The following is an 18950-nucleotide window of genomic DNA, read 5'->3' as shown; positions in this document are numbered from 1 at the left end:
CGCAGATTTTCTGAGCTTCATGCTGGACACGATCCGGTTCAGTTCCCTGTTCCAGGCGCTGCGTCGTAGTTGGCGGGAACCCAAAAGAAATGCCCATCCTTCGCGCTGACATGCCCAAGTCCAGGAAACGAGATATGCGCCGCGCCAATCCAGTAACCCTTTTGCGCCGCGTCAGCGAAGACGGCGAGCCGCACGCTTTCAGCCATGCCGGCATCGCTGTCATAGGCAACCGTTATCGCCGGGTCGGGAAACTGCATCGGAGCGACGTGGACAACATCCCCCCACAGCAACAGCTTCGCGCCGTTGCTTTCAACCTCGAAGAAACTGTGACCAGGGGGATGACCGGGGCCGGCGATAGGCTTGATACCAGGTGCCAGCTCGTCGCCGTAGGAAAACGGCTTGAAACGCCCGGCGTCGATATAGGGCTTCAAGGATGCCTTGTCGCCTTCGAACATCGATTTCAACAGGCTCGGTGCCGCAGCCTCGTTGGCGTCCTTGAGCCAGTAGTCGGCATCGGCTTGGCTTACCCTTACCACGGCGTTTGGAAACGCCATTTTCCCATTGGGGGCAATGCCCCCGACATGATCGGCGTGCAAATGGGTCAAATAGATTTCATCGACCTGCTCCGGAGCGTAACCGGCTGCCCGCATATTCGCGATGAGATGGCCGCAACAGTCACCATAAAGGCTCCCTGCACCGCTATCGATCAGGATGAGTTTTGATCCGGTGTTGATCAGAAACGCGTTGATCGATCCCGCAACAGGAACGGAAAGTTTGCTTTCGGCAAGCAGTGCATCTGCTTCTCCCGGTGATGATTGATCGAGCGGCACACTCTGCCCATCGGCCAACGACGACTTCGTGAAAACCTTGTGGACCGGGAAAGGATGCGTGCCGTCGGACAGGGCCGTGATTTCGAAGTTGCCGAGCATCATGCGATAGAAGCCGGGCGCCTGGGTACCAACTTGAGGGGCTGCGGCAAGAGCGTGTCCGGCAAACAACATTGCCGTAAAAATCGAGCAGGCAACAAGAAAAACCACATTCAAGGCTCGGCGCGCGGCCCATCGCGATCGCCCATCGGGACCGCCGAGGAAAAGTCTACGTTTCATACGTTTCTCCTTGTGCAAGAGGACATGTCGGTTCGTTGCGCTGTGCAAACTTGCGCAGCGTCGCCGTTTGTTCAGAACCGGGATCTGAGGCGTCAATTGGCGGAGTCGTACTGCTAAGCCCGTCCGTTCGGGTGCATCCGGTGAGGGAACATATCCCTCACCAGCCGCATGCTACTCATCGGCCACACCGACTTCCGGACGATCCCCTGCTTCGACATGTTCCCGGTGCCAGGAGCCATCCTCGGATTGAAAGAGGATCTCGGCGTCCCGGCCTTCGAGTTGTTGCCTGCGGGCAGCACGATGGGCCGCGGCTCGCGCATCGGAGTGGCTGGCATATGGCTCGGACCAGACGTCGCCAAGTCGATAGGCCCAGCCGCCGTCATGCCGGCCAATGTGATAAGTCAGATGCATCGGTGCGCTTTCTTCTTTCATCGTCATTCCATGGGTTGATGCTAAGGTATGCGGTTATTGTAGGAGAGGCCAGCCGATCAGTATTGTCTGTTTCTATGCTCCATGGACGTTTCGCCTTTGGCCTATGTCGGCGGGAGCTGCAGCATTCCAAGGGATCAAAACGGCAAACAACAGGCGGTCTCTTTCCAGGACGTGCTCAGAGTTGGCGCGTTTGATTCAAAGGGCGGAGGCGCCTAGCTGGCGGCCATAATCCGCGATATATTTGCCCACAGGCAGGCGCTCTTGCTCGTATCGAGCAAGTGCTTCCGGCAGATCATCTGAGCGCATCAAGGCCTCTCGAAGTGCGAGGACATCGCCCGCGGCCTTCGAGACACCCATGGCCGTGTGCGGCCGAACGACAAAGGCCGCGTCGCCGACCAAGGCCATATGGGCAGATACCATCTTCGCAGCTTCGAAGTCGAAGATACCCTGGATGGAGGGCTGGGGTTCCGCTTCGACGGCCATGGCAAGCTGCGGCGGCAGCATCGAAAGAGCATCCTTTTGCAGGATTTGCAGGCGCTCGTCGGACAGGGCACCGCGCGGGAGCGAATAATCAAATATCCTGCCATCCGCGGCGGTGAATTCCGCCCGCAGATCGTTCCCCGCCACTGGTCGATACCAGACCCAGTTGTACCTGCGCTCGCCGCGCCCGGTTTCGCCATGTGGGCCAGGCACCAGATAGCCAAGCACGTGGATCCCGCCGGTGATATAGAAGGCAAAACGGTCCAGCAGGATCGCGGCCTCCTGTGGCAATGCTGTCTCGGGAACGAGACCGCGCCAGGCGACGTAACCGGCGAAACGATTGCTAGCGTCCCGGTTCAGAAGAGGGCGAACGACCGAACCAAGTCCATCGGCGCCTATGACCAAATCAGCTTCCTCACGCCCGCCATCGGCGAAAATGATCTGCGCTCCCTCAGGGCTCTCGACCACGCTGTCTATGGGATGTCCGATCATATAGCTATCGGCGGTCATATGTGATGCGACGGTCGAATACAGAAAATCCCAGGAAATCTGCATTTGCGGCGTCGCGAGACGTTCGGCAATGCTTCCATCCCGGTTGAAGTAGATCCGCTCGTCGGCGACCACGCCGACGCGAGCTACATGTTCGCATCCAATCACACGCAGGATACGGAAAAGATCCCGTTGGCCAACGAGCCCTGCTCCCCGCCCGGCAAGACCGGACGAAGAGCGTTCGTAAATTCTGACGTCGTGGCCATCGCGCTGGAGGAGGATGCCGGCGAACAAGCCGGCAAGCGATCCTCCGACGATCCGAATACGCAACCGCTTCATGATATTCTCCTATCGAGCCTGAGCGGCGGTTGTCGAACGGGTACGATGTCCAGCGGCGCGAACCACCAAGGCGAGAAGAGCAAGCAGGGCGCCGAGAGCACTGACGCCGAACCAGCCGGCATAACTCCAGGCAGCGGTCGCCAGGGCAGCACCGACCGCCCCACCAAGGAACATCGCGGTCATGAAGATCGTGTTCAGACGGCTGCGAGCGTCGGCATCAAGCGCATAGACGATATGCTGGTTCGATACGAGCGCACTCTGGATGCCGAAATCAAGAATGACCACGCCAATCACGAGTGCCGTAAGCGAAGCCCAAAGACCGAAGATGACCCAAGCGACCAGAGTGAGCAAGGCGCCCATCCAGACGACGAAATCGGGTCCGCGACGGTCGGCGATCTTACCGGCAAGCGGCGCCGCAAAGATACCGGCCGCGCCAACGATGCCGAAGAGACCAGCCACGTCTGCGCCGAGATGGAAACGCGGTGTTGCCAGGTAGAGTGCAAGAATCGTCCAGAAGGCCGTAAAGGAGCCGAAGAGCGCGGCCTGCATCAGCGCCGCCGTGCGCAGCGCGCGTTCCCGCCTCCACAGATGGGCAAGGGACTTGATGGCATTATGATAGGCCATCCGGGATGTTGGCCGGTGGTGAGGCAGCGCAAAAAACATTAGAGCCGCCGCGGCAAGCGCCAACGGCACGCCGATCCAGAACATCTGACGCCAGCCCGCATGCTCGCCAACGAATCCGGACAGGGTCCTGCTGAACAGAATTCCGGACAGGACGCCGGCCATGACAGTGCCGATCGTGGATCCGCGCCTGTCGGGGGAGGCGAGCGAGGCGGCGAAGGGAACGATTTGCTGGGCGACCGTGGAGCTGGCGCCAACAACGAGTGACGCCGCGACGAGCGACCAGGCCGAAGGCGCGACGGCTGCAAGCGCGAGAGCCACGGCAAGAACGATGAACTGGCTGATGATCAACTTGCGCCGGTGCACGAGGTCGCCGAGCGGGAGCAGGAAGAATAGACCCAGCGCATAGCCCAGTTGAGTAGCTGTCGGGATGAAGCCCGTGATCGGCTGGTGCTGGAACTCGTTTTCGATGATCCCGAGCATTGGCTGGTTATAATAGATATTCGCCACGGCGATGCCACTGGCTGCTGCCATCGCGAATAGGGCCGGCTTCGAAAGCTGTTTTGAACCTGCCGGCCGGTGTTGACTTATCGTGTCCATGGTCCTTGCCTTTCTGGCTGAAGAAGTATGCAGATATCTAGCTTTTTATCGAAAACCGTTTTAGTCATCTTGAATGATTGGCCTGTGTAACGGTTTTCGATATAATGGACACGAATGACGTTCTGGTCTTCACCTCCGCGGTTTCCAGCGGCAGCCTCGCCGCCGCGGCCCGGCGCCTTGGCGTCACCCCCATGGTCGCGACCCGCAGACTGGCCGGGCTGGAAGCTGAGCTCGGCGTGAGGCTGTTACATCGCACCACGCGATCGCTCTCGCTGACGCCGGAGGGCGAAAGCTTCCTGCCGTTCGCCCAGGCTCTCGTCGACAACGAGGCGGCGGCGATGGCGCTCCTGCATTCCGGAACGGAAAGCGCCTCGGGGCTGCTGCGCATGTCCGTGCCAATTTCATTCGGCTTGAAGTTCATCATGCCGATCGTGCCACGGCTCCTGGAAGACAATCCTGATCTGAGAATCTCCGTCGATATGACCGACAGCCTGCCCGATCTCTTGACGACCGGTACGGACCTCGCAATCCGGATCGCCCGCCTCAGGGACAGCAGCCTTATCGCCCGCAAGCTCGCTGACAATCCTCGGGTCATCGTCGCCAGCCCCCGCTACCTTGCCCGTCGCGGCGTGCCATTGTCTCTCGACGACCTCGCCAATCACGATTGCCTGTCGCTTGCCGGCGCCACCCACTGGACGTTCCGGGAACACGGCGATGAGCGGCATGCCAGACTGAATGGACGCTTTTCTTGCAGCAGCATCGCAGGCTGTTACACGGCATGCCTTGGCGGAGCCGGTATTGCCCTGTTGTCGACCTGGTATGCCGCCGACGACATCAAAGCCGGCCGCCTGGTGCCGATCGATTTTCCAGGCGCACAACCAGAGCCGATCAACATCTGGGCCGTCTATCCGACGACACGTTTGGTGCTGCCGAAGGTCCGTGTCTTCATTGCAGCTTTGCGTACCGCGCTGGCGGAGGCCGGTATTGAAGGAACTACAGAGTGACGATCGCCGCCCTCACCCTTTCCGGCGTCATGGGCATGTCCCGGAAGCGTATGCCGGTCGCGTCAGCCAACGCATTGGCAAGTGCCGCCGAGGTCGGTCCCTGCCCGCATTCGGCCACGCCCAGAAACGGTTGACCCGGCTGTTCTTCGACGATCACATCGATCTTTTCCGGGATATCGACGAAACGCAGGATCGGATAGGCGCTCCAATCGAAGCTCGTACGGATCGTTTCGTTATTCGTCACCTCCTCGCGCGTGCACCAACTGAGGGATTGGATGATGGCACCCTCGATCTGGTTCTGAACACCGTTCGGACTGACGACCTCGCCGCAGTCGGCGGCGGCCTGCACTCGGTGGACGGTGATGCGGCCGGTATTCTGGTCGACGCTGATTTCCAGGCAGACCGCGCAGTAGGCGCCCAGATTCTTGTATCGTGCGAAGGCCATGCCGAAACCGTGGAAAGGTCCCCTCTTCTGCCGTTTGCGCCACCCGAAGGCATCGGTCGCGGTTTGCATGACCTGCCGTGCGCGAGTATCGGCCATATGGTTCATCCGCAGCTCGAGAGGATCGATATTGCCGGCAAGCGCCAGCTCGTCGAACATGCTTTCGATCGAGAAGACGTTGAGATGCGCCCCCAGCGAACGCAACGCCGAGACCCTGATCGGCATGTCCTTGATGAAGTGATAAAGCACATTCATGTTCGGCAGATCGTAAAGCGGGTTGGAGTTGCGGCTTCCGTCTCCCTCCGGCATCGGGATCGGTTTGCCCTCCGGCTGCGGAAATCCGGGCACGACCTCGTTGCCGACGAGCACACCGCCGGCGCCGACCGGGCGGTTATTATGGGGATTGCTCCAGACATCGTATTTCCACGCCACGATGCGGTTGGAGGCATCCAGGCCGGCATCGACCTCCGTGACCATGCCTGGACCGAGCGGCTCCCATCCGAACTCCTGCTCCCGCATCCATTGCAGACGGACCGGCCGGCCGGGAACGGACATGGCGATATAGGCAGCCTCGGCGGCGACATCATCCGCGCCGTTCTGACCATAGCAGCCTGCACCCTCCACGTGGATCGCGCGGATTTTGCCGATCGGCCGTCCGAGCAACTCCGAAGCGACGCGGCGCACGTCATAGGTACCCTGGCTATGGGTCCAAATTGTCAGGAGATCGTCCTTGAACAAGGCGATCGCACAGGAGGGGCCGATGGAACCGTGACTGATCCATCTGCGCGTGTAGCGCGCCGATACCGTCTTGACGGGCGCGGCAACGGGATGGGCCACATCGAGGATGACGATGTCGCGGGCCGGAAGCGCCTTCAACGTGTCGGTCACATCGCCTGTCGGGAACGGCGCTCCGGCTGGCTCATAGTCGGACGCCTGGAGCTTTCGCATCAACTTGATCGCGTCCCATTCCCTCTCAGTGACGACAGCGGCGAAATCGCCGTTCTGGACGAACTTGAAGACCTTCGGCATCGCTTCGATTTCGGCGGCTGGCGGCAACTTCAAACGCGTCCGTTCGCTCGGCCCGCGCAGCATGCGAGCATGCAGCATACCCGGCAGCCGCATGTCGTGAATGAATGCCTGCCCACCGGTTGTCTTGGCGGGAATATCGAGTCGAGGAAGGTTCGTGCCCATCGTGCGGAACTGGGCCTTCTTCCGCAACGGCGCGTCGGCGATCGCCTCGACATGAAGTGAGAGCGTAGCCGCGACCTCGCCGTATGAGACGCTGCGACCATCGGGCGCGAGGATGCTGCCGTCGCCGCTCGTGGACAATTGTCCGGCTTCGACCTGCAATCGCTCCGCTGCCATTTGCAGAAGCAGCATACGGACATTGGCCGATGCGTTGCGGATCGCGGTGCCGCTATCCTGCATCGAATGGCTACCCGCGGTCAGCCCCTCATCGGGCGTTCTCGCCGTATCGACCGTTACGAGCGCTACCGACGCGGGTGGCAGATCGAGCTCTTCCGCAGCAACCTGCAACAGTGCGGTCTTGATGCCCTGGCCAAGTTCAGCCTTGCCGGTGAAGACAGTCGCATGTCCCTTACTATCGAGCTGGATCCAGGAGTCGAGATACGGCCACGACTTCAGGCTTCCTGGAAGTCCGGGAGCGACGACTTCCGGACCGGCACCTCCTTCGCCCCCGCCAGCAAGCTGCCCAAATGCCGGCCGAGTAAGCGCAAATGCAACTGCGATGCCGCTCGCACCGAGAAAGGAGCGCCGGGTCAACCCCATGTTCTGCCTGGCGTTCATTGCGCACCTCCGTCCATAGTGGCAGAGGAGATCTCACGGCTCGCCCGATGTACCGCCCTCAATATTCGTGCGTGCGTTCCACAACGGCAGAGATTGGGCTGCATGTGCACGCGAATTTGCTCCTCGCTCGGCGAAGGATTTCGGTCAAGAAGAGCCTGCGCGCGCATGATCATGCCGGCGATGCAATAGCCGCACTGGGCAGCCTGTTCGTCCTGGAACGCCTTCTGGACAATGTTTGGCTTCTCGACCGAGCCCAGTCCCTCGATGGTCCGCACCTTCCTGCCGTCAAGGAGGCCAACGGGCGTCAGGCAGGAAAAAATGGGTTTGCCGTCAATATGCACCGTGCAGGCGCCGCATTGTCCGAGGCCACATCCGTATTTGGCGCCGTTCAGCTCCAGATCGTCGCGCAGCACGTAGAGAAGCGGCGTATCCGGCTCGGCTTCCACGACGTGGTCCTTGCCATTGACATTGATCGAGATGGTCATTCCGCGTTCTCCTTTCGAATGTCGGCAACGGTCGCTTCCAGGTCCCGCCATGCCGGCTTATCGGTGAAGCGGGCGCGAGCATAGGCGAGCAGGTCCGCTAGCTGCCGATCGGTCACGGTGCCGGAAAAGGACGGCATGTAGGGCCCCGTTTCCCCAGGCGCCGCGATACCCTGCAGCAATGCCTGCACGGAGTTTCGCGGATCGTCGGCCTTCAGGTCGGTCGTAAATGAAAGCAGCGGTCGCCCGTTGAGGTTCATCGGCGCACGCGGCGCATGACAGCCTGAGCATGCACCATCAAAAAGAAGATCGGCATCGGGATGCGCCGCGGCAGCAGCGGAACGGTTATCCATGGCGGGTTCCGCATCAACCGCCCGCTCACCGGATATCGGAGCGGGATGCATCCGGGAATCGATATAGACGGCGATCGCCTCGACATCCGCGTCGTTGAGGCGGGAGAGCCCTTCGACTACCGGCCCCATCGGTCCGCCTGCCGCGCCATGGCCGCTATCGGACCCCCTCTTGAGATATGCGAAAAGGGAGGCAACGTTCCATCTGGCCGCGGAAGGGTTTGTCTCGTCCAACGCGGGCGCATTCCAGCCCTCCGCCACGCCGCCGGCGAATTCCCGTCCGCTCTCCTCGCCGCCGGCGAGATTGCGCGGCGTATGGCAGCCGCCACAATGGGCAAGGCCGTCCACCAGATACTTGCCGCGGTTCCAACTGGCGCTTTCGCTCGCCAGAGGCTGGAATTCCGTCTGCCTCAGGAAGAGCAGCTTCCAGCCGGCCAGTAACGGCCGAAACCCAAGGCCCGGAAGCAATTGGTTTTCCGGCGCCTGCCGCGCGACCGGCTGGCGGGTCATCAGAAACGCATAGATGGCTTCGAGGTCGTCGTCGCTCACATGGGTAAAATGCTCGTAGGGCAAAGCCGGATAGAGATGGCTTCCGTCCCGAGCGACGCCCTGCCTCATGGCGCGGCTGAAGGCAGCAAGCGACCAGGTGCCGATCCCCGTCTTCTCGTCAGGAGTGATATTGTTCGAAAAAAGCGTCCCAAAGGGCGTCGGCAGGGCGCGCGCGCCAGCGAAGGGAGCGCCGTTCGGCGCGGTGTGACAGACGATGCAATCACCGACGGTGGCAAGCTGCTCACCCCTGACCACAAGGTTGCGATCGAAGTCTGATGCCGACGGGCGGCGGATTTTGGCAATTGGCGGCTCGTAGACGAGCCATGCCGCCAGTCCGAGTCCGGTAACGATCGCAGCCGACACGAACGCGGCTCCGATTGCCAGATATCGCTTCGAAAATTTCATGAGGGCGGTTCGCTCTGGTAAACGTTGCTTTTATTTCATTCATCGGCCTCGGCCTCTGCCGCGTCTTGTCGCGACGCCCGGCGTTTTGGATAAATCGATTGATCCTCAAACCCTTCCCCTGTTCAAGAACAATGGCAGGGCGCGCCTTACGGTCCGCTCTGCATTGCACCCATGCGAAAGGGGTCAGTGTCCGCGGACCTTACGAGTGCTGCGGCTAGCGACGGCACTTCTGACGGCGTCGAGAAGGAGCGTCACCAATGCCAGCACTGCGACGGTCGCCACCCCGATATCCACCGCGAACGAGAGGCTCGCCCAGGTCGCGATCTTACCCAGCAACAGTGCGACGACGGCCTGGGCCAGATAAGCAACGAGGAACAGCGCCGAGAGCGTTGCGCCTCTGTGCATTACGGGAGCTGCGGCGTTGACCAACGAAAGCCCCCCAAGAAGGAGCAGGCTGTAGGCCATCCCGCTGCCGATCTGGGCAATTGTATAGAAGACCAGCGAGTGCAGGGCCCCGGCGAGCGCCAGCAATCCCGAGGAAACGATGGCGATAACACTACCCGCGAGCATGACCCTGCCAGGCTTGGCGCCTCGCGCCGGAAGAGTGGCAATGGCGGAGGAAATCGCAAAGAGAGCGATCGTGCCGCCGTTGACGAGCGCGTTCTGCGACGCAATGATATCCCGCGCCACCTGCGCGCCAAGAGAAAGCGTCATGGCTCCGAGCACATAAGAGGCCGTCACGGCGGCCGTTGCCGTCACGAACGTCGCAAATACGCCGTTTGGGATGGAAGGCAACCTCGGCCGCCAGCGGCCGGCTGGCCGCGACGCCGTATGGTTCGGCAGCATCCAGGTTGCAACCATAACGACGACAAGAACCGCAGTCAGGACAACGAAATTCAATCGCGTCGGCAGAGGCGCATATTCGATCAATGCGCCGCCGGCCAGAGCTGCGCCGATCATGCCAAACGCCTGGGCGGCTGCCGTCGCACTACCGGCTTGGGCGGTCCGGCCGGGCGCGCTGAACTCGACCACCGCTGCAGCAGACGGCCCAGCGGACAGACCCACGCCGACGCCCATGAAGGCCCTGCCGATGAAGATCCAGTCCACATCCGGCGCAAGCGCAAACATGATCGTGCCCGTCAGGGACGCCGCAAGACCTAGCAGCATTGCCTCCCTGCGCCCGATATAGTCCGACACATTGCCGAAGACTACGAGCATGAGGACGACAAAGACCGGATAGACGGCGAAGATCGCCGTGGTCGTGAAGGTCGTCAGATGCCATTCCTGCGCATAGAGCGGATACGTCAGGGCAGGAGCGGCACTGGTCCAGATCGTATGAGCAACGACGGCCGCAGCCGTCAGGAAGCTCGCCTTTCTTCCGAGAACCTTACGCCTCATGATCGTGCCTCCGTCATAGGACTGAATTTGAAGGTCTCGCCCTCCTTGCTGACACTTCCGACACCGGGATAGGTCCAGTGGTAGCCAAGAAGAATGGCACTGTCTCGTGCGGCTCGTTCCAGCAATGCGCGGCGCGTGGTTCTCGCCGTTTCGGGATGCATGTCAAAGCCGAAGCTCCAGTCGGGATGTTCAACGGAAACGATCTGGCTGGCGGTCGCATCGACGGTGATGATCAACGGCACGTCGCCGTCCAGCACGAGCGAGATGTGTCCCGCCGTGTGGCCAGGCGTCGAGAGAACCCTGAGACCGGGTATAATCTCGTCGCCATCTTCGACGAATGTCACGCGATCCGCGATGGCTTGAAGGTCGCGGCGAGCGCCGGTGACAAAAGGCTGAATTGCCTCTGGCAAGGCGCTTGCCTCTTCTCCCATCCAGAATTCCCATTCCGAGCGCGTGATGTAATAGCGCGCGTTGGAGAAACGCAGCGTTCCGTCCTCACGTATCATGCCCCATATATGATCGGGATGGGCATGCGAGAGGATGATCTTTGTAACATCCCCTGCCTTTACACCAACGGAGTTCAGATTGCCTTCGAGTTGCCCCTCGCCCGGCTGGAAAAGCGACCCTGCACCGACATCGACAAGAATGACATCGTTTGCCGCGATGATCAGGGGAATGTTGGACTGCGCTTCCGCGACGTTGTCGGCTCCGGCAAGCCGGACGACGATTTCCTCTCGTTCACCATCGGTCGCCTGGGGCGCAAAAATTTCACCGTCGAGCACGATCGGTCCGTCGGACAGCACCGTGACATCAAAGAGACCATGCTTGAAGCTGTGAAATGTCATTGGTTTATTCATTTGCCAAACTCCTATGTTTCCATGAACCAGATGTCGGCGAATTCGATCGAGATTGAAATTGGCTACAGAGGCTAAGCATTGTTCACTATCGCTGAACGATGGGGCGCCAAATTCAATTGGAATCGCCAAGACATCGCCTAGGCAATGGTCTACCGCTGGTGGGCTGCAGTCTGGAACGCGCCATGCAATATCTATCTGATCCCATTGTACAATTTGTGTTTCTCGTCGCCATGCTGACAGTGGCGCATTCTGCCCTGCCACGGCACAAGGCGGTACGCTTCGCCGTCGATGTCGCTTTCTTCGCAACCCTGACTGCTGTTCTTTTGGCGAATGGGGTTGCTCCCTATTCGGCGGTGGTCAACGCTTCCGATTTGTGGCACCGGCTGTTTTATGGTCTCGCAAAGACGATCTGGTGGCTCGGTGGCGCGATGATGCTCGTCAGTTGCATCAGATTATTCCTGATCTTCGAGCGTCGCCCCCGCGAAGCCCGATTCGTCCAGGACTTGATCGCCGGGATCATCTATGTGGGGGCAGTCCTTTCCGTGGTGGCCTATGTGTTCAGCGTGCCGGTTGGCACGCTGATCGCAACATCAGGGGCCTTTGCGATCGTCCTCGGCTTTGCGCTGCAAAGCTCGCTATCCGATGTCTTTTCCGGCATCGCACTCAACCTCGGACGCCCATATAGCGTCGGTCACTGGATCATTCTCGAAAACGGGGTCCAAGGTCGCGTGATCGAGACCAATTGGCGAGCCACCCATCTGTCCAACGCGGCAAACGACCTCGTGGTCATCCCGAACAGCGCGCTAGCAAAATCGCAACTGGTCAATCTCAACAGTCCCGACGAAACCCATGGGATTACGCTGTCGATCAGGCTTGCGCCGATACGACCGCCAGCAGCCATGGCGCAATTGCTCGATACGGTCATGTTGGCAAGCAACCATATTTTGCGCGCTCCGGCACCGACGGTTTCGATCGTCAACCTCAGCAAGGAGGCCATAGAATTTGAACTGGCGTTTCGTCTCGGCAGCATATCTGAGACACTCACCGCAAAGAACGAGATCTACGATCTGGTGTTCCGGCACGCACAGGCGGCGGGGATATCGCTTGCCAGTGACAACACGCTCGTTGCACCCTCCCTCTTGCAGCTCGCGACGGCATCAGAGGCACCGCCTGAGACGTCATCGCAACTCATCAAGACGCTGCCGTTGTTTTTGGCACTGACCGAAAAGGAGCGCGAAACCCTCTCGAACGCGGCCGTTCGGCGAACCTATGCAAAGAGTGCCGAGATCCTGTCTCAGGGGGAACGCTCGCCGGCATTGATGCTCGTCGAGAGCGGAGTGGTGATGGTGGTGCGGCAGGAGGATGGAGGGGACATCGAGCTCAATCGGCTTTCGCCTGGCGATTTCTTCGGCGAGCGCGGTCTATTGATCGGGGCGGAGGAGCCCGGCCGCATCGTCGCGCTCACACCGGTCGTCACCCGTCAGATAGGCCGAGATCAGCTTTGCGAAATCTTGCGGGATCGTCCGGCTCTTGCGGAAGATATCGGCTTGACGCTTGCCGATCGCCTTGAGCAGGAAAGGCGTCTTCAGGGCGTCGGCGACATGCATGCGCAGCATGCGCAAACATTGGCCAACCGGATCCGCCATCTCTTCCAGCTGCCGCATTCAGCGACGGCTTGATCGATGCCTTCAGGGCTGGCTACGGGTCCATCGACATGGCTGCAACATCAGTCCAATCGGCCAGAGGCCGGCGCGTCGCCCTTGGGAAGCGCTCCGTCCAGACCGTTGTCTTCGGTCGATGTCTTCGTAACGGGAACCTCGAGCGAAAGGTCTTCCATTTCCGGCAGGCTCGCAATACCGTCGCGAACATGGGCATCGGCGATCCTCTTCTTTTCGACCATTCAGACGTCCTTTTTCAAAATTCGATCCTTTCGCCAATCATCCTTTCGCCCGATCCGAACGTCTTGAATATCTGCATTCAGACTTGAACATGCAGCCCGCATCAAAACGGCGAACTGCGGATAGCGAAATGGATCGAACATGATTGAACGCCCCATTGCCAGTGAGGTTCCATTGTTGATGAAATCGTTAGTGCCGCCGGGTCGTGAAAGTTAAGTAAAAAAAACCGTCCCTCCATCGCTACCAACGCTGGAGGGGCTGCTCAGAGATAATCTGTGTAGTTCGGCGCAGGGAAATCCCTAGGCTGCGACATTATGCTTTTCCCTTGCACGCCTCGCAATGCTCTCCGCAAACAGCGGCGTCTCGCCTTTATTGTGCGCCGACGATGCTTCCTGGCGGGCTTTCGCGGCATCGGCGAAATTGATGTTGTTCTTCTCGCAGAATGCAAGAAATTCGTCCGTGGCGAATGCCCGTACATGGTTGGTGTATTCGCAACGACCGGCGTCGATCGCCTTGGCGCTCAATTCCCAAATGACCTGCACCTTGGTCCGACCGTAAGCGGTCATGACGTCCGAAATGGAGACCATCTTGCAATAGTCGGGCCGGGCAACCTCGGCAATGTAGTGCTGGATCACCAGGCTACCGCCGATTGTTTCAACATTAATCGACATCCGACGGCCATCATCCGCCCAGGTGGCGCCGGCGGCAATATGGTCGGGGGAGCAACGCTGATATTCCGCATCGGGCAGGCTGAACAGCCACTCGGCTATATCGACATTCTCGATTCCAACGTCGATGACATGGGTGTAGCTGGAATCCGACATTTGACGATCAGACATTTCAATCTCCTTTGACGAGATGGGCGGAAGTCGCTTTGAAATCGACTTCCCGGAATTGACGCGAGTCGGATTTTGCCGCCCCCGCATTTGCCGGAGCATCGCTCGATATGCAGGGCCAATCAGAGACGAGTTAATCGCCCTCTGGCGTTTCAATCTGGGCAAGGGGAGCACAGACGGCGAGAATGGCGGGGACGACAAAGCACCATATGGGGGCGAGGATGTATGCCAGTGCTCCCGTCCCACAGCCCAGCGCAAAAATGACAACTGCCAGAACCATCCGCTTGAGACGCGAATAAGCAACCGTCGTGTTCTCCGATTTGCCCCCTGCGGCGATGTCTGCAAGATCGAGCATGATCTGCGTCGTCGTTCCGGTCATGAGGGTCGAAGGCGGAGACTTTGGGAGGTGAGCCCGATGGATGCCGTTTTGCACCGCCATGGCGGCGACGAGGACCATGCCCATAGCGAAGGCTGCCGGGCTGTTTGGATCGTTGAACGGCCCATAGATTAGGGCGACGGCAAACGCGGCGAGAAGCAGAACCAGCTTGCCCAAAAGCAGGGACCGCAGCACTGGCCGCCCGCTTCGCCTCAACACAATTCCGATTATCCGAGATGCAAAGACGACGACACAAAAGACAGGAAGAGCGAGAAGCTTTGACAGCACGCCACCCGTGCCCAGCGCTATCGATGCGCCCAAGGTCACGAAATTGCCGGTTACGTGGGCGGTAAACAATCCGCCAAGCGCCAGAAAGCCGACAGTGTCGACATAGCCGCCATTGAAGCTGAGGAGAAGGGGAAGAGGGATATTTTTCATTAACTGAGCCCTGTTGGAAATCCAGCCTGTGATCTGGCGCTCTGAGCAGTGCTTCGATCGGGAGACCTGCGGCTGCGCAAAGGCGTAGCCGCAGGCCGGCTTCAGACCGTCAGGCCTTGATAAAGGCGAGCAAATCCGGGTTGATGACGTCTGCATGAGTGGTCAGCATGCCGTGCGGATAACCCTTGTAGACCTTGAGCGTACCGTTCTTGACGAGCTTGACGGAAAGCTCACCGGAGTCGGCGATCGGAACGACCTGGTCGTCATCGCCATGCATCACGAGCGTCGGCACGGTGATCTTCTTGAGGTCTTCGGTCTGATCGGTTTCGGAGAAGGCCTTGATGCCGTCATAGTGGGCCTTGACGCTGCCCATCATGCCCTGGCGCCACCAATTCTGGATCACGCCGGGATAGATCTTGGCGCCTTCACGGTTGAAACCATAGAACGGACCTGTGGGGAAATCGACGAAGAGCTGTGCGCGGTTTTCTGCGACGCCTTTGCGGATGCCATCGAAGACTTCCATCGGCAGGCCGCCCGGATTGGATTCAGTCTTCAGCATCAGCGGCGGAACCGCGCTGACGAGAACAGCCTTGGCGACACGCCCCTGCGGCTGGCCGAACTTCGCGACGTAGCGGGCAACCTCGCCGCCGCCGGTGGAGTGGCCGATATGAACGGCATTCTTCAGGTTCAGGTGCTCGACGACGGCGGAGGCGTCGGCAGCGTAGTGATCCATGTCATGGCCTTCTGCGACCTGCGACGAACGGCCGTGGCCGCGGCGGTCGTGTGCAACGACACGGAAGCCGTGCTGCAGGAAGTAGATCATCTGGGTGTCCCAGTCGTCGGAGGAGAGCGGCCAGCCGTGGTGGAAATGGATCGGCTGGGCGTCCTTCGGACCCCAGTCCTTGTAGTAGATCTGCACGCCGTCTTTCGTTTCGATGAAACTGGTGGTCATTGGCGGAAGTCCTTCTTTCTGTGCGGAGTTGGTTTTGGAAAGGGCGAGCGATGGCATCACCATTGCGGCGGAAAGCGTTGCACCGGCAAGCAGTGTCTGCCGGCGGGAAAACATCATCACTTCCGGGTCGTGAGACATAGGCGTTCCTCTTCGATTACACACCCATGAAGTAGCCTGTGAAGAGCGCCCCACTCTTGTCTGATAGTCGCGTTGTTTGGACGAAGCTAAGGTGACGAGAGCTTGGCATTCACGACTTTTCTCAACCCCTCGACCCGGTGTCACCAGGCGAAACTCAGCTGCGCTCCGAGATAGTTGCCGTCGCGGCCGCCGGCATGGCGGATGGCATTGCCGATGTCATAGTGAACCGCTTCGATCGCACCGGTGAGGTTGGTCGTGAACGTGTAGTCCAGCCTGATCTGCCCGTAGGCTCCCGTCCAAGCGCCGCCTCGACCGGCGGTTCCGAGCAGCGGCTGGCTGGGCTGGACATAGATCGCGTCTGCCGTCGTTTGCCGCCATAGCAAACCGACCGCGCCGGTAAGCGTCAGCTTGTCGTTCGGCTTCACGGTGACCGAAGGCTTGAGGTGAATGAGGTTGGCATAACCTGTGTAACCGGCAAGCGAGAAGTAATAGCCGTTTGGAAACAGCGGATTGAATGTGCCGACGGTGTTATCGCCGGGATGACGGTCGCCGGAGGCGATATCGAACTGGAGGCCTATGCGGGGCGTCCAAGCAACATCTTCAAAGGTATAGCCGCCGCGGGCGCCGAATGCCCAAGCTCTTATGTCCTTGTCGCCGACCGTACCGAACTGCCCCATGCCTTCAATATCCCAGTCGACCGCGCTGTGGTTGCCGGCAAAGCGGGCATCGACTATGTGCCGATCCTCATCGCCTGAAGCGTCGAGATAATGCGCATTCCGGCGCTGGTAGAGCGAATAATAGGCGCTCAGCTCGTTGCCGTCGAACACCTGACGCTCGATGCGTAGGGTGCTGAAACGGAAATCGCCATTGGACGTGTCGTCGAACGGCCTCTCATTCCTGTATTGCACGGGCTGGCTGACGAAGCCGATGAAGCGCCAGGGGTCCGACTCCCAATCGGCCCACACCGCATCGAAGGATTGGCGGACGTTTGGGCCGTCACGCGACGAGACGAAACGCTGCAGATCGAACGCGAAATCCTGCCGGCCGACCCGGGCCTTGAAGGTTCCTGCGTCGAATGTATGAGAGTAACTGACGAACGCGAGACGAAGATCTACCTTGTCGGCATCAGCCGGACCGAGGTCCTTCTTGCCAAAGGCGCGATCGTCTTCGAACTGCGTGAAAACCTGCCAATCGTCAAAAAGATGCAGGTCGATGTGGAACTGTGCACGCTGAATGACATAATTGTCGCGCTCGACACCGCCTATTCCAAAGGCCGGCGAGCGATTGCTCTCGAAACGTTCGCGCAGGTTGGCCCCGAACGAAACATAGGTCCCAGACTGGCTTCCCGACAGCGGAACATACTTGAGTGCATCAAGCGGTGCCGTTCTGAGCGTCGGATCTACCAGCACCGACCAATTCTCCTGCCAGCGATTGGATTGGATCGAAGGGCGCTTCTGCTTTTCCGGCTTGTCGGCAGCAGACGCTGCCGACGACACGCACGAGGCAGCCGCCGCAATCAAGATCAAGACGCATTGCGCGCGCATATCAAACTCCGAAACCGAGATGCACCGGGATCGTGACGACCCCCTTTAGAGATTACTGCGATGAAAGCGAATGAATCTCGGCAACATAGCCGCCCGGGAACTCGACCATCGCGGCCTGGCGCTTGTCGGAGCTGTAGGCATTGATCAGGACCGTCGCTCCGTTCGCCTTGGCCTTGTCGAGCGTCGCTGCGAGATCCGATACTTGGTATCCCGTCGTCTCATGACCGTAGGGGAACGGCAGATGCCCGTCCGTGACAAGCACGGTCATCTTGCCGAAAACAGACTCGATGCGAATACGGCGGAACGTGTCGTCGGGGCGGCCGATTTCGATGCCCGAGGCTTTCTTGTCGTCCGAGACGACCTTGCCTTGAGAGAAAGCAAGGAATGCCTTGACGAAATTGCTGACGACATCCGGAGACACATAGACCCGGTTTTCCGGAATCGTCTCGAAGGCGGCATAAGCCGGTTTGCTCGTGTGCCAATACAGCTGCATGTTGACCCCGCCCGGCCATTGAACGACCACATCGCGGCCGATCGGATCGGGGAAGACGCCGACAACGACCGAAGCACCGGCGGCGCGGGCGGCAGCGATCGCCTGATCCATGTCTGTAACCAGATATCCGGTTCGCTCATAGCCGAACGGATAAGGGATCGGCGTCTTGAAGCCGAAGAGCGACACGGTTCCGACCGGCGTCTGCAGGAGCTGCGAGCTCGTGCTGCTCGGTGTCGGCGTCACCGTGGCGACGACCTGCTTGGTGCTGGTGCCACCAAAGGTACCAAGAAAGCTGCTGACGAAGCTGTCCACTTTGTCTGGATCGACGTAGACATGCGAGGTGTCATATTGCGAACCGACGCCAAGCTGCGGGTGTGTGGCCCGGGCAAGCACGGCACCAGTCGGCATCAAGACAAGGGCGGTCAGAAGTCCGATCGTGTAAGCATAACGGGTAAGCATGTCTTAAGCCTCCATAGTCATTGAGATATCCCGACCGAGATCGAGCCAGGCTACTAGCAGGAAGCCACCGACAAGACCAAGATGTTCGAAAAAAGAATTGGCCGCCATGAAGCGCTCCATTCCGGGAGGTAGCTCCCAGAAGCGAAGCGCCAGGAAAGTGGCCAGAAGCGTAAAGGCGGCGAGCGCAAGCGCACCCAGCCAGCGAAAGAACCCGGTGAGGATCATTGCCGAGGCGACAAGTTCAAGGATGATGACCAGAACCGCGAGAACGGGTGCAGGAGACAGGCCGAAATGGTTCATTTCGCCGATCGCGCTATTGAAGTCGGTGAGCTTGTCGAGACCCCCCTGCAGATAGGCGGCACAGAGGCCGAGATAGGCGACAAAGCGCATCCATGGCGCCCCGAAAACGGGGCGCGCTATCCCAGCAAATTTGCTTTCAAGAGCGTGCATCTCGTT

General features: G+C 59.8%; 18 protein-coding genes. 2 read left to right on the top strand and 16 right to left on the bottom strand.

The window, feature by feature from the left end:
• Positions 1 to 38: 38 nt before the first annotated feature.
• The 4 genes from AB8B29_RS30420 to AB8B29_RS30405 form a co-directional block, all read right to left on the bottom strand.
• Positions 39 to 1106, bottom strand: a complete 1068-nt coding sequence (locus AB8B29_RS30420; RefSeq protein WP_439006974.1) for an MBL fold metallo-hydrolase — start codon at positions 1104 to 1106, stop codon at positions 39 to 41.
• Positions 1107 to 1277: 171 nt separating this feature from the next.
• The gene (locus AB8B29_RS30415; protein ID WP_376774256.1) at positions 1278 to 1538 is read right to left on the bottom strand and encodes a DUF2188 domain-containing protein; all 261 of its coding nucleotides are present in this window, start codon (positions 1536 to 1538) and stop codon (positions 1278 to 1280) included.
• A gap of 195 nt (positions 1539 to 1733) precedes the next feature.
• On the bottom strand, positions 1734 to 2846 hold the full coding sequence (locus tag AB8B29_RS30410; protein ID WP_037198708.1) for an FAD binding domain-containing protein: 1113 nt from the start codon (positions 2844 to 2846) through the stop codon (positions 1734 to 1736).
• Positions 2847 to 2855: 9 nt separating this feature from the next.
• On the bottom strand, positions 2856 to 4067 hold the full coding sequence (locus AB8B29_RS30405) for an MFS transporter (protein WP_051963914.1): 1212 nt from the start codon (positions 4065 to 4067) through the stop codon (positions 2856 to 2858).
• Positions 4068 to 4171: 104 nt separating this feature from the next.
• Between AB8B29_RS30405 and AB8B29_RS30400 the strand changes: the two genes are divergently transcribed.
• Positions 4172 to 5071 carry a LysR family transcriptional regulator gene (locus AB8B29_RS30400; protein ID WP_439006973.1) on the top strand — a complete coding sequence of 300 codons (900 nt, stop codon included), beginning with the start codon at positions 4172 to 4174 and terminating at the stop codon, positions 5069 to 5071.
• On the opposite strand, the gene AB8B29_RS30395 is transcribed toward AB8B29_RS30400, so the two are convergent.
• The 5 genes from AB8B29_RS30395 to AB8B29_RS30375 form a co-directional block, all read right to left on the bottom strand.
• Positions 5061 to 7319, bottom strand: coding sequence for a xanthine dehydrogenase family protein molybdopterin-binding subunit (locus tag AB8B29_RS30395; protein ID WP_037198712.1), 2259 nt, complete (start codon positions 7317 to 7319; stop codon positions 5061 to 5063). The genes AB8B29_RS30400 and AB8B29_RS30395 overlap by 11 nt on opposite strands.
• Positions 7316 to 7804, bottom strand: a complete 489-nt coding sequence (locus tag AB8B29_RS30390) for a (2Fe-2S)-binding protein (RefSeq protein WP_037198713.1) — start codon at positions 7802 to 7804, stop codon at positions 7316 to 7318. Before AB8B29_RS30390 ends, AB8B29_RS30395 begins: the two co-directional genes overlap by 4 nt.
• Positions 7801 to 9105, bottom strand: a complete 1305-nt coding sequence (locus tag AB8B29_RS30385) for a c-type cytochrome (RefSeq protein ID WP_037198714.1) — start codon at positions 9103 to 9105, stop codon at positions 7801 to 7803. Before AB8B29_RS30385 ends, AB8B29_RS30390 begins: the two co-directional genes overlap by 4 nt.
• A 183-nt stretch (positions 9106 to 9288) precedes the next feature.
• Positions 9289 to 10503, bottom strand: coding sequence for an MFS transporter (locus AB8B29_RS30380; RefSeq protein WP_439006972.1), 1215 nt, complete (start codon positions 10501 to 10503; stop codon positions 9289 to 9291).
• Positions 10500 to 11360, bottom strand: coding sequence for an MBL fold metallo-hydrolase (locus AB8B29_RS30375; RefSeq protein ID WP_037198716.1), 861 nt, complete (start codon positions 11358 to 11360; stop codon positions 10500 to 10502). Before AB8B29_RS30375 ends, AB8B29_RS30380 begins: the two co-directional genes overlap by 4 nt.
• A 182-nt stretch (positions 11361 to 11542) precedes the next feature.
• Here AB8B29_RS30375 and AB8B29_RS30370 point away from each other — a divergent pair, with 182 nt between their 5' ends.
• Positions 11543 to 13039, top strand: coding sequence for a mechanosensitive ion channel domain-containing protein (locus tag AB8B29_RS30370; RefSeq protein ID WP_037198717.1), 1497 nt, complete (start codon positions 11543 to 11545; stop codon positions 13037 to 13039).
• A 47-nt stretch (positions 13040 to 13086) separates the two neighbouring features.
• Here the strand turns inward: AB8B29_RS30370 and AB8B29_RS30365 are convergent, their stop codons facing one another.
• The 7 genes from AB8B29_RS30365 to AB8B29_RS30335 all read right to left on the bottom strand — a co-directional run bounded on the left by AB8B29_RS30365 (position 13087) and on the right by AB8B29_RS30335 (position 18944).
• Positions 13087 to 13260, bottom strand: coding sequence for a hypothetical protein (locus tag AB8B29_RS30365; RefSeq protein WP_174157136.1), 174 nt, complete (start codon positions 13258 to 13260; stop codon positions 13087 to 13089).
• 297 nt (positions 13261 to 13557) lie between these two features.
• A complete protein-coding gene (locus AB8B29_RS30360) occupies positions 13558 to 14097 on the bottom strand; it encodes a hypothetical protein (protein WP_037198718.1) in 540 nt (179 codons plus the stop codon).
• Positions 14098 to 14227: 130 nt separating this feature from the next.
• Positions 14228 to 14908, bottom strand: a complete 681-nt coding sequence (locus tag AB8B29_RS30355; protein WP_037198720.1) for a YoaK family protein — start codon at positions 14906 to 14908, stop codon at positions 14228 to 14230.
• Positions 14909 to 15017: 109 nt separating this feature from the next.
• Positions 15018 to 15998: an alpha/beta fold hydrolase gene (locus tag AB8B29_RS30350; RefSeq protein WP_037198721.1), complete on the bottom strand. Its 981-nt coding sequence runs from the start codon at positions 15996 to 15998 to the stop codon at positions 15018 to 15020.
• Between the two features lie 140 nt (positions 15999 to 16138).
• A complete protein-coding gene (locus AB8B29_RS30345) occupies positions 16139 to 17542 on the bottom strand; it encodes an alginate export family protein (RefSeq protein WP_113102321.1) in 1404 nt (467 codons plus the stop codon).
• Between the two features lie 52 nt (positions 17543 to 17594).
• Positions 17595 to 18443, bottom strand: coding sequence for a glyoxalase (locus tag AB8B29_RS30340; protein WP_113102348.1), 849 nt, complete (start codon positions 18441 to 18443; stop codon positions 17595 to 17597).
• Between the two features lie 54 nt (positions 18444 to 18497).
• Positions 18498 to 18944, bottom strand: coding sequence for a DoxX family protein (locus AB8B29_RS30335; protein ID WP_080760561.1), 447 nt, complete (start codon positions 18942 to 18944; stop codon positions 18498 to 18500).
• Between the last annotated feature and the right edge of the window lie 6 nt (positions 18945 to 18950).

This window comes from Rhizobium sp. 11_C7_N12_5 (assembly GCF_051811145.1).
Classification (GTDB): domain Bacteria; phylum Pseudomonadota; class Alphaproteobacteria; order Rhizobiales; family Rhizobiaceae; genus Rhizobium; species Rhizobium lusitanum.
The sequence above is the reverse complement of the archived record's forward strand: the minus strand, read 5'-3'. Positions and strand labels throughout refer to the sequence as shown.

Bases quoted from the DNA above. Each gene is read 5' to 3' on its own strand.
- AB8B29_RS30420 (WP_439006974.1), bottom strand. From the start codon at position 1,106: ATGAAACGTAGACTTTTCCTCGGCGGTCCCGATGGGCGATCGCGATGG.
- AB8B29_RS30415 (WP_376774256.1), bottom strand. From the start codon at position 1,538: ATGAAAGAAGAAAGCGCACCGATGCATCTGACTTATCACATTGGCCGG.
- AB8B29_RS30410 (WP_037198708.1), bottom strand. From the start codon at position 2,846: ATGAAGCGGTTGCGTATTCGGATCGTCGGAGGATCGCTTGCCGGCTTG.
- AB8B29_RS30405 (WP_051963914.1), bottom strand. From the start codon at position 4,067: ATGGACACGATAAGTCAACACCGGCCGGCAGGTTCAAAACAGCTTTCG.
- AB8B29_RS30400 (WP_439006973.1), top strand. From the start codon at position 4,172: ATGGACACGAATGACGTTCTGGTCTTCACCTCCGCGGTTTCCAGCGGC.
- AB8B29_RS30395 (WP_037198712.1), bottom strand. From the start codon at position 7,319: ATGAACGCCAGGCAGAACATGGGGTTGACCCGGCGCTCCTTTCTCGGT.
- AB8B29_RS30390 (WP_037198713.1), bottom strand. From the start codon at position 7,804: ATGACCATCTCGATCAATGTCAATGGCAAGGACCACGTCGTGGAAGCC.
- AB8B29_RS30385 (WP_037198714.1), bottom strand. From the start codon at position 9,105: ATGAAATTTTCGAAGCGATATCTGGCAATCGGAGCCGCGTTCGTGTCG.
- AB8B29_RS30380 (WP_439006972.1), bottom strand. From the start codon at position 10,503: ATGAGGCGTAAGGTTCTCGGAAGAAAGGCGAGCTTCCTGACGGCTGCG.
- AB8B29_RS30375 (WP_037198716.1), bottom strand. From the start codon at position 11,360: ATGAATAAACCAATGACATTTCACAGCTTCAAGCATGGTCTCTTTGAT.
- AB8B29_RS30370 (WP_037198717.1), top strand. From the start codon at position 11,543: ATGCAATATCTATCTGATCCCATTGTACAATTTGTGTTTCTCGTCGCC.
- AB8B29_RS30365 (WP_174157136.1), bottom strand. From the start codon at position 13,260: ATGGTCGAAAAGAAGAGGATCGCCGATGCCCATGTTCGCGACGGTATT.
- AB8B29_RS30360 (WP_037198718.1), bottom strand. From the start codon at position 14,097: ATGTCTGATCGTCAAATGTCGGATTCCAGCTACACCCATGTCATCGAC.
- AB8B29_RS30355 (WP_037198720.1), bottom strand. From the start codon at position 14,908: ATGAAAAATATCCCTCTTCCCCTTCTCCTCAGCTTCAATGGCGGCTAT.
- AB8B29_RS30350 (WP_037198721.1), bottom strand. From the start codon at position 15,998: ATGTCTCACGACCCGGAAGTGATGATGTTTTCCCGCCGGCAGACACTG.
- AB8B29_RS30345 (WP_113102321.1), bottom strand. From the start codon at position 17,542: ATGCGCGCGCAATGCGTCTTGATCTTGATTGCGGCGGCTGCCTCGTGC.
- AB8B29_RS30340 (WP_113102348.1), bottom strand. From the start codon at position 18,443: ATGCCGACTGGTGCCGTGCTTGCCCGGGCCACACACCCGCAGCTTGGC.
- AB8B29_RS30335 (WP_080760561.1), bottom strand. From the start codon at position 18,944: ATGCACGCTCTTGAAAGCAAATTTGCTGGGATAGCGCGCCCCGTTTTC.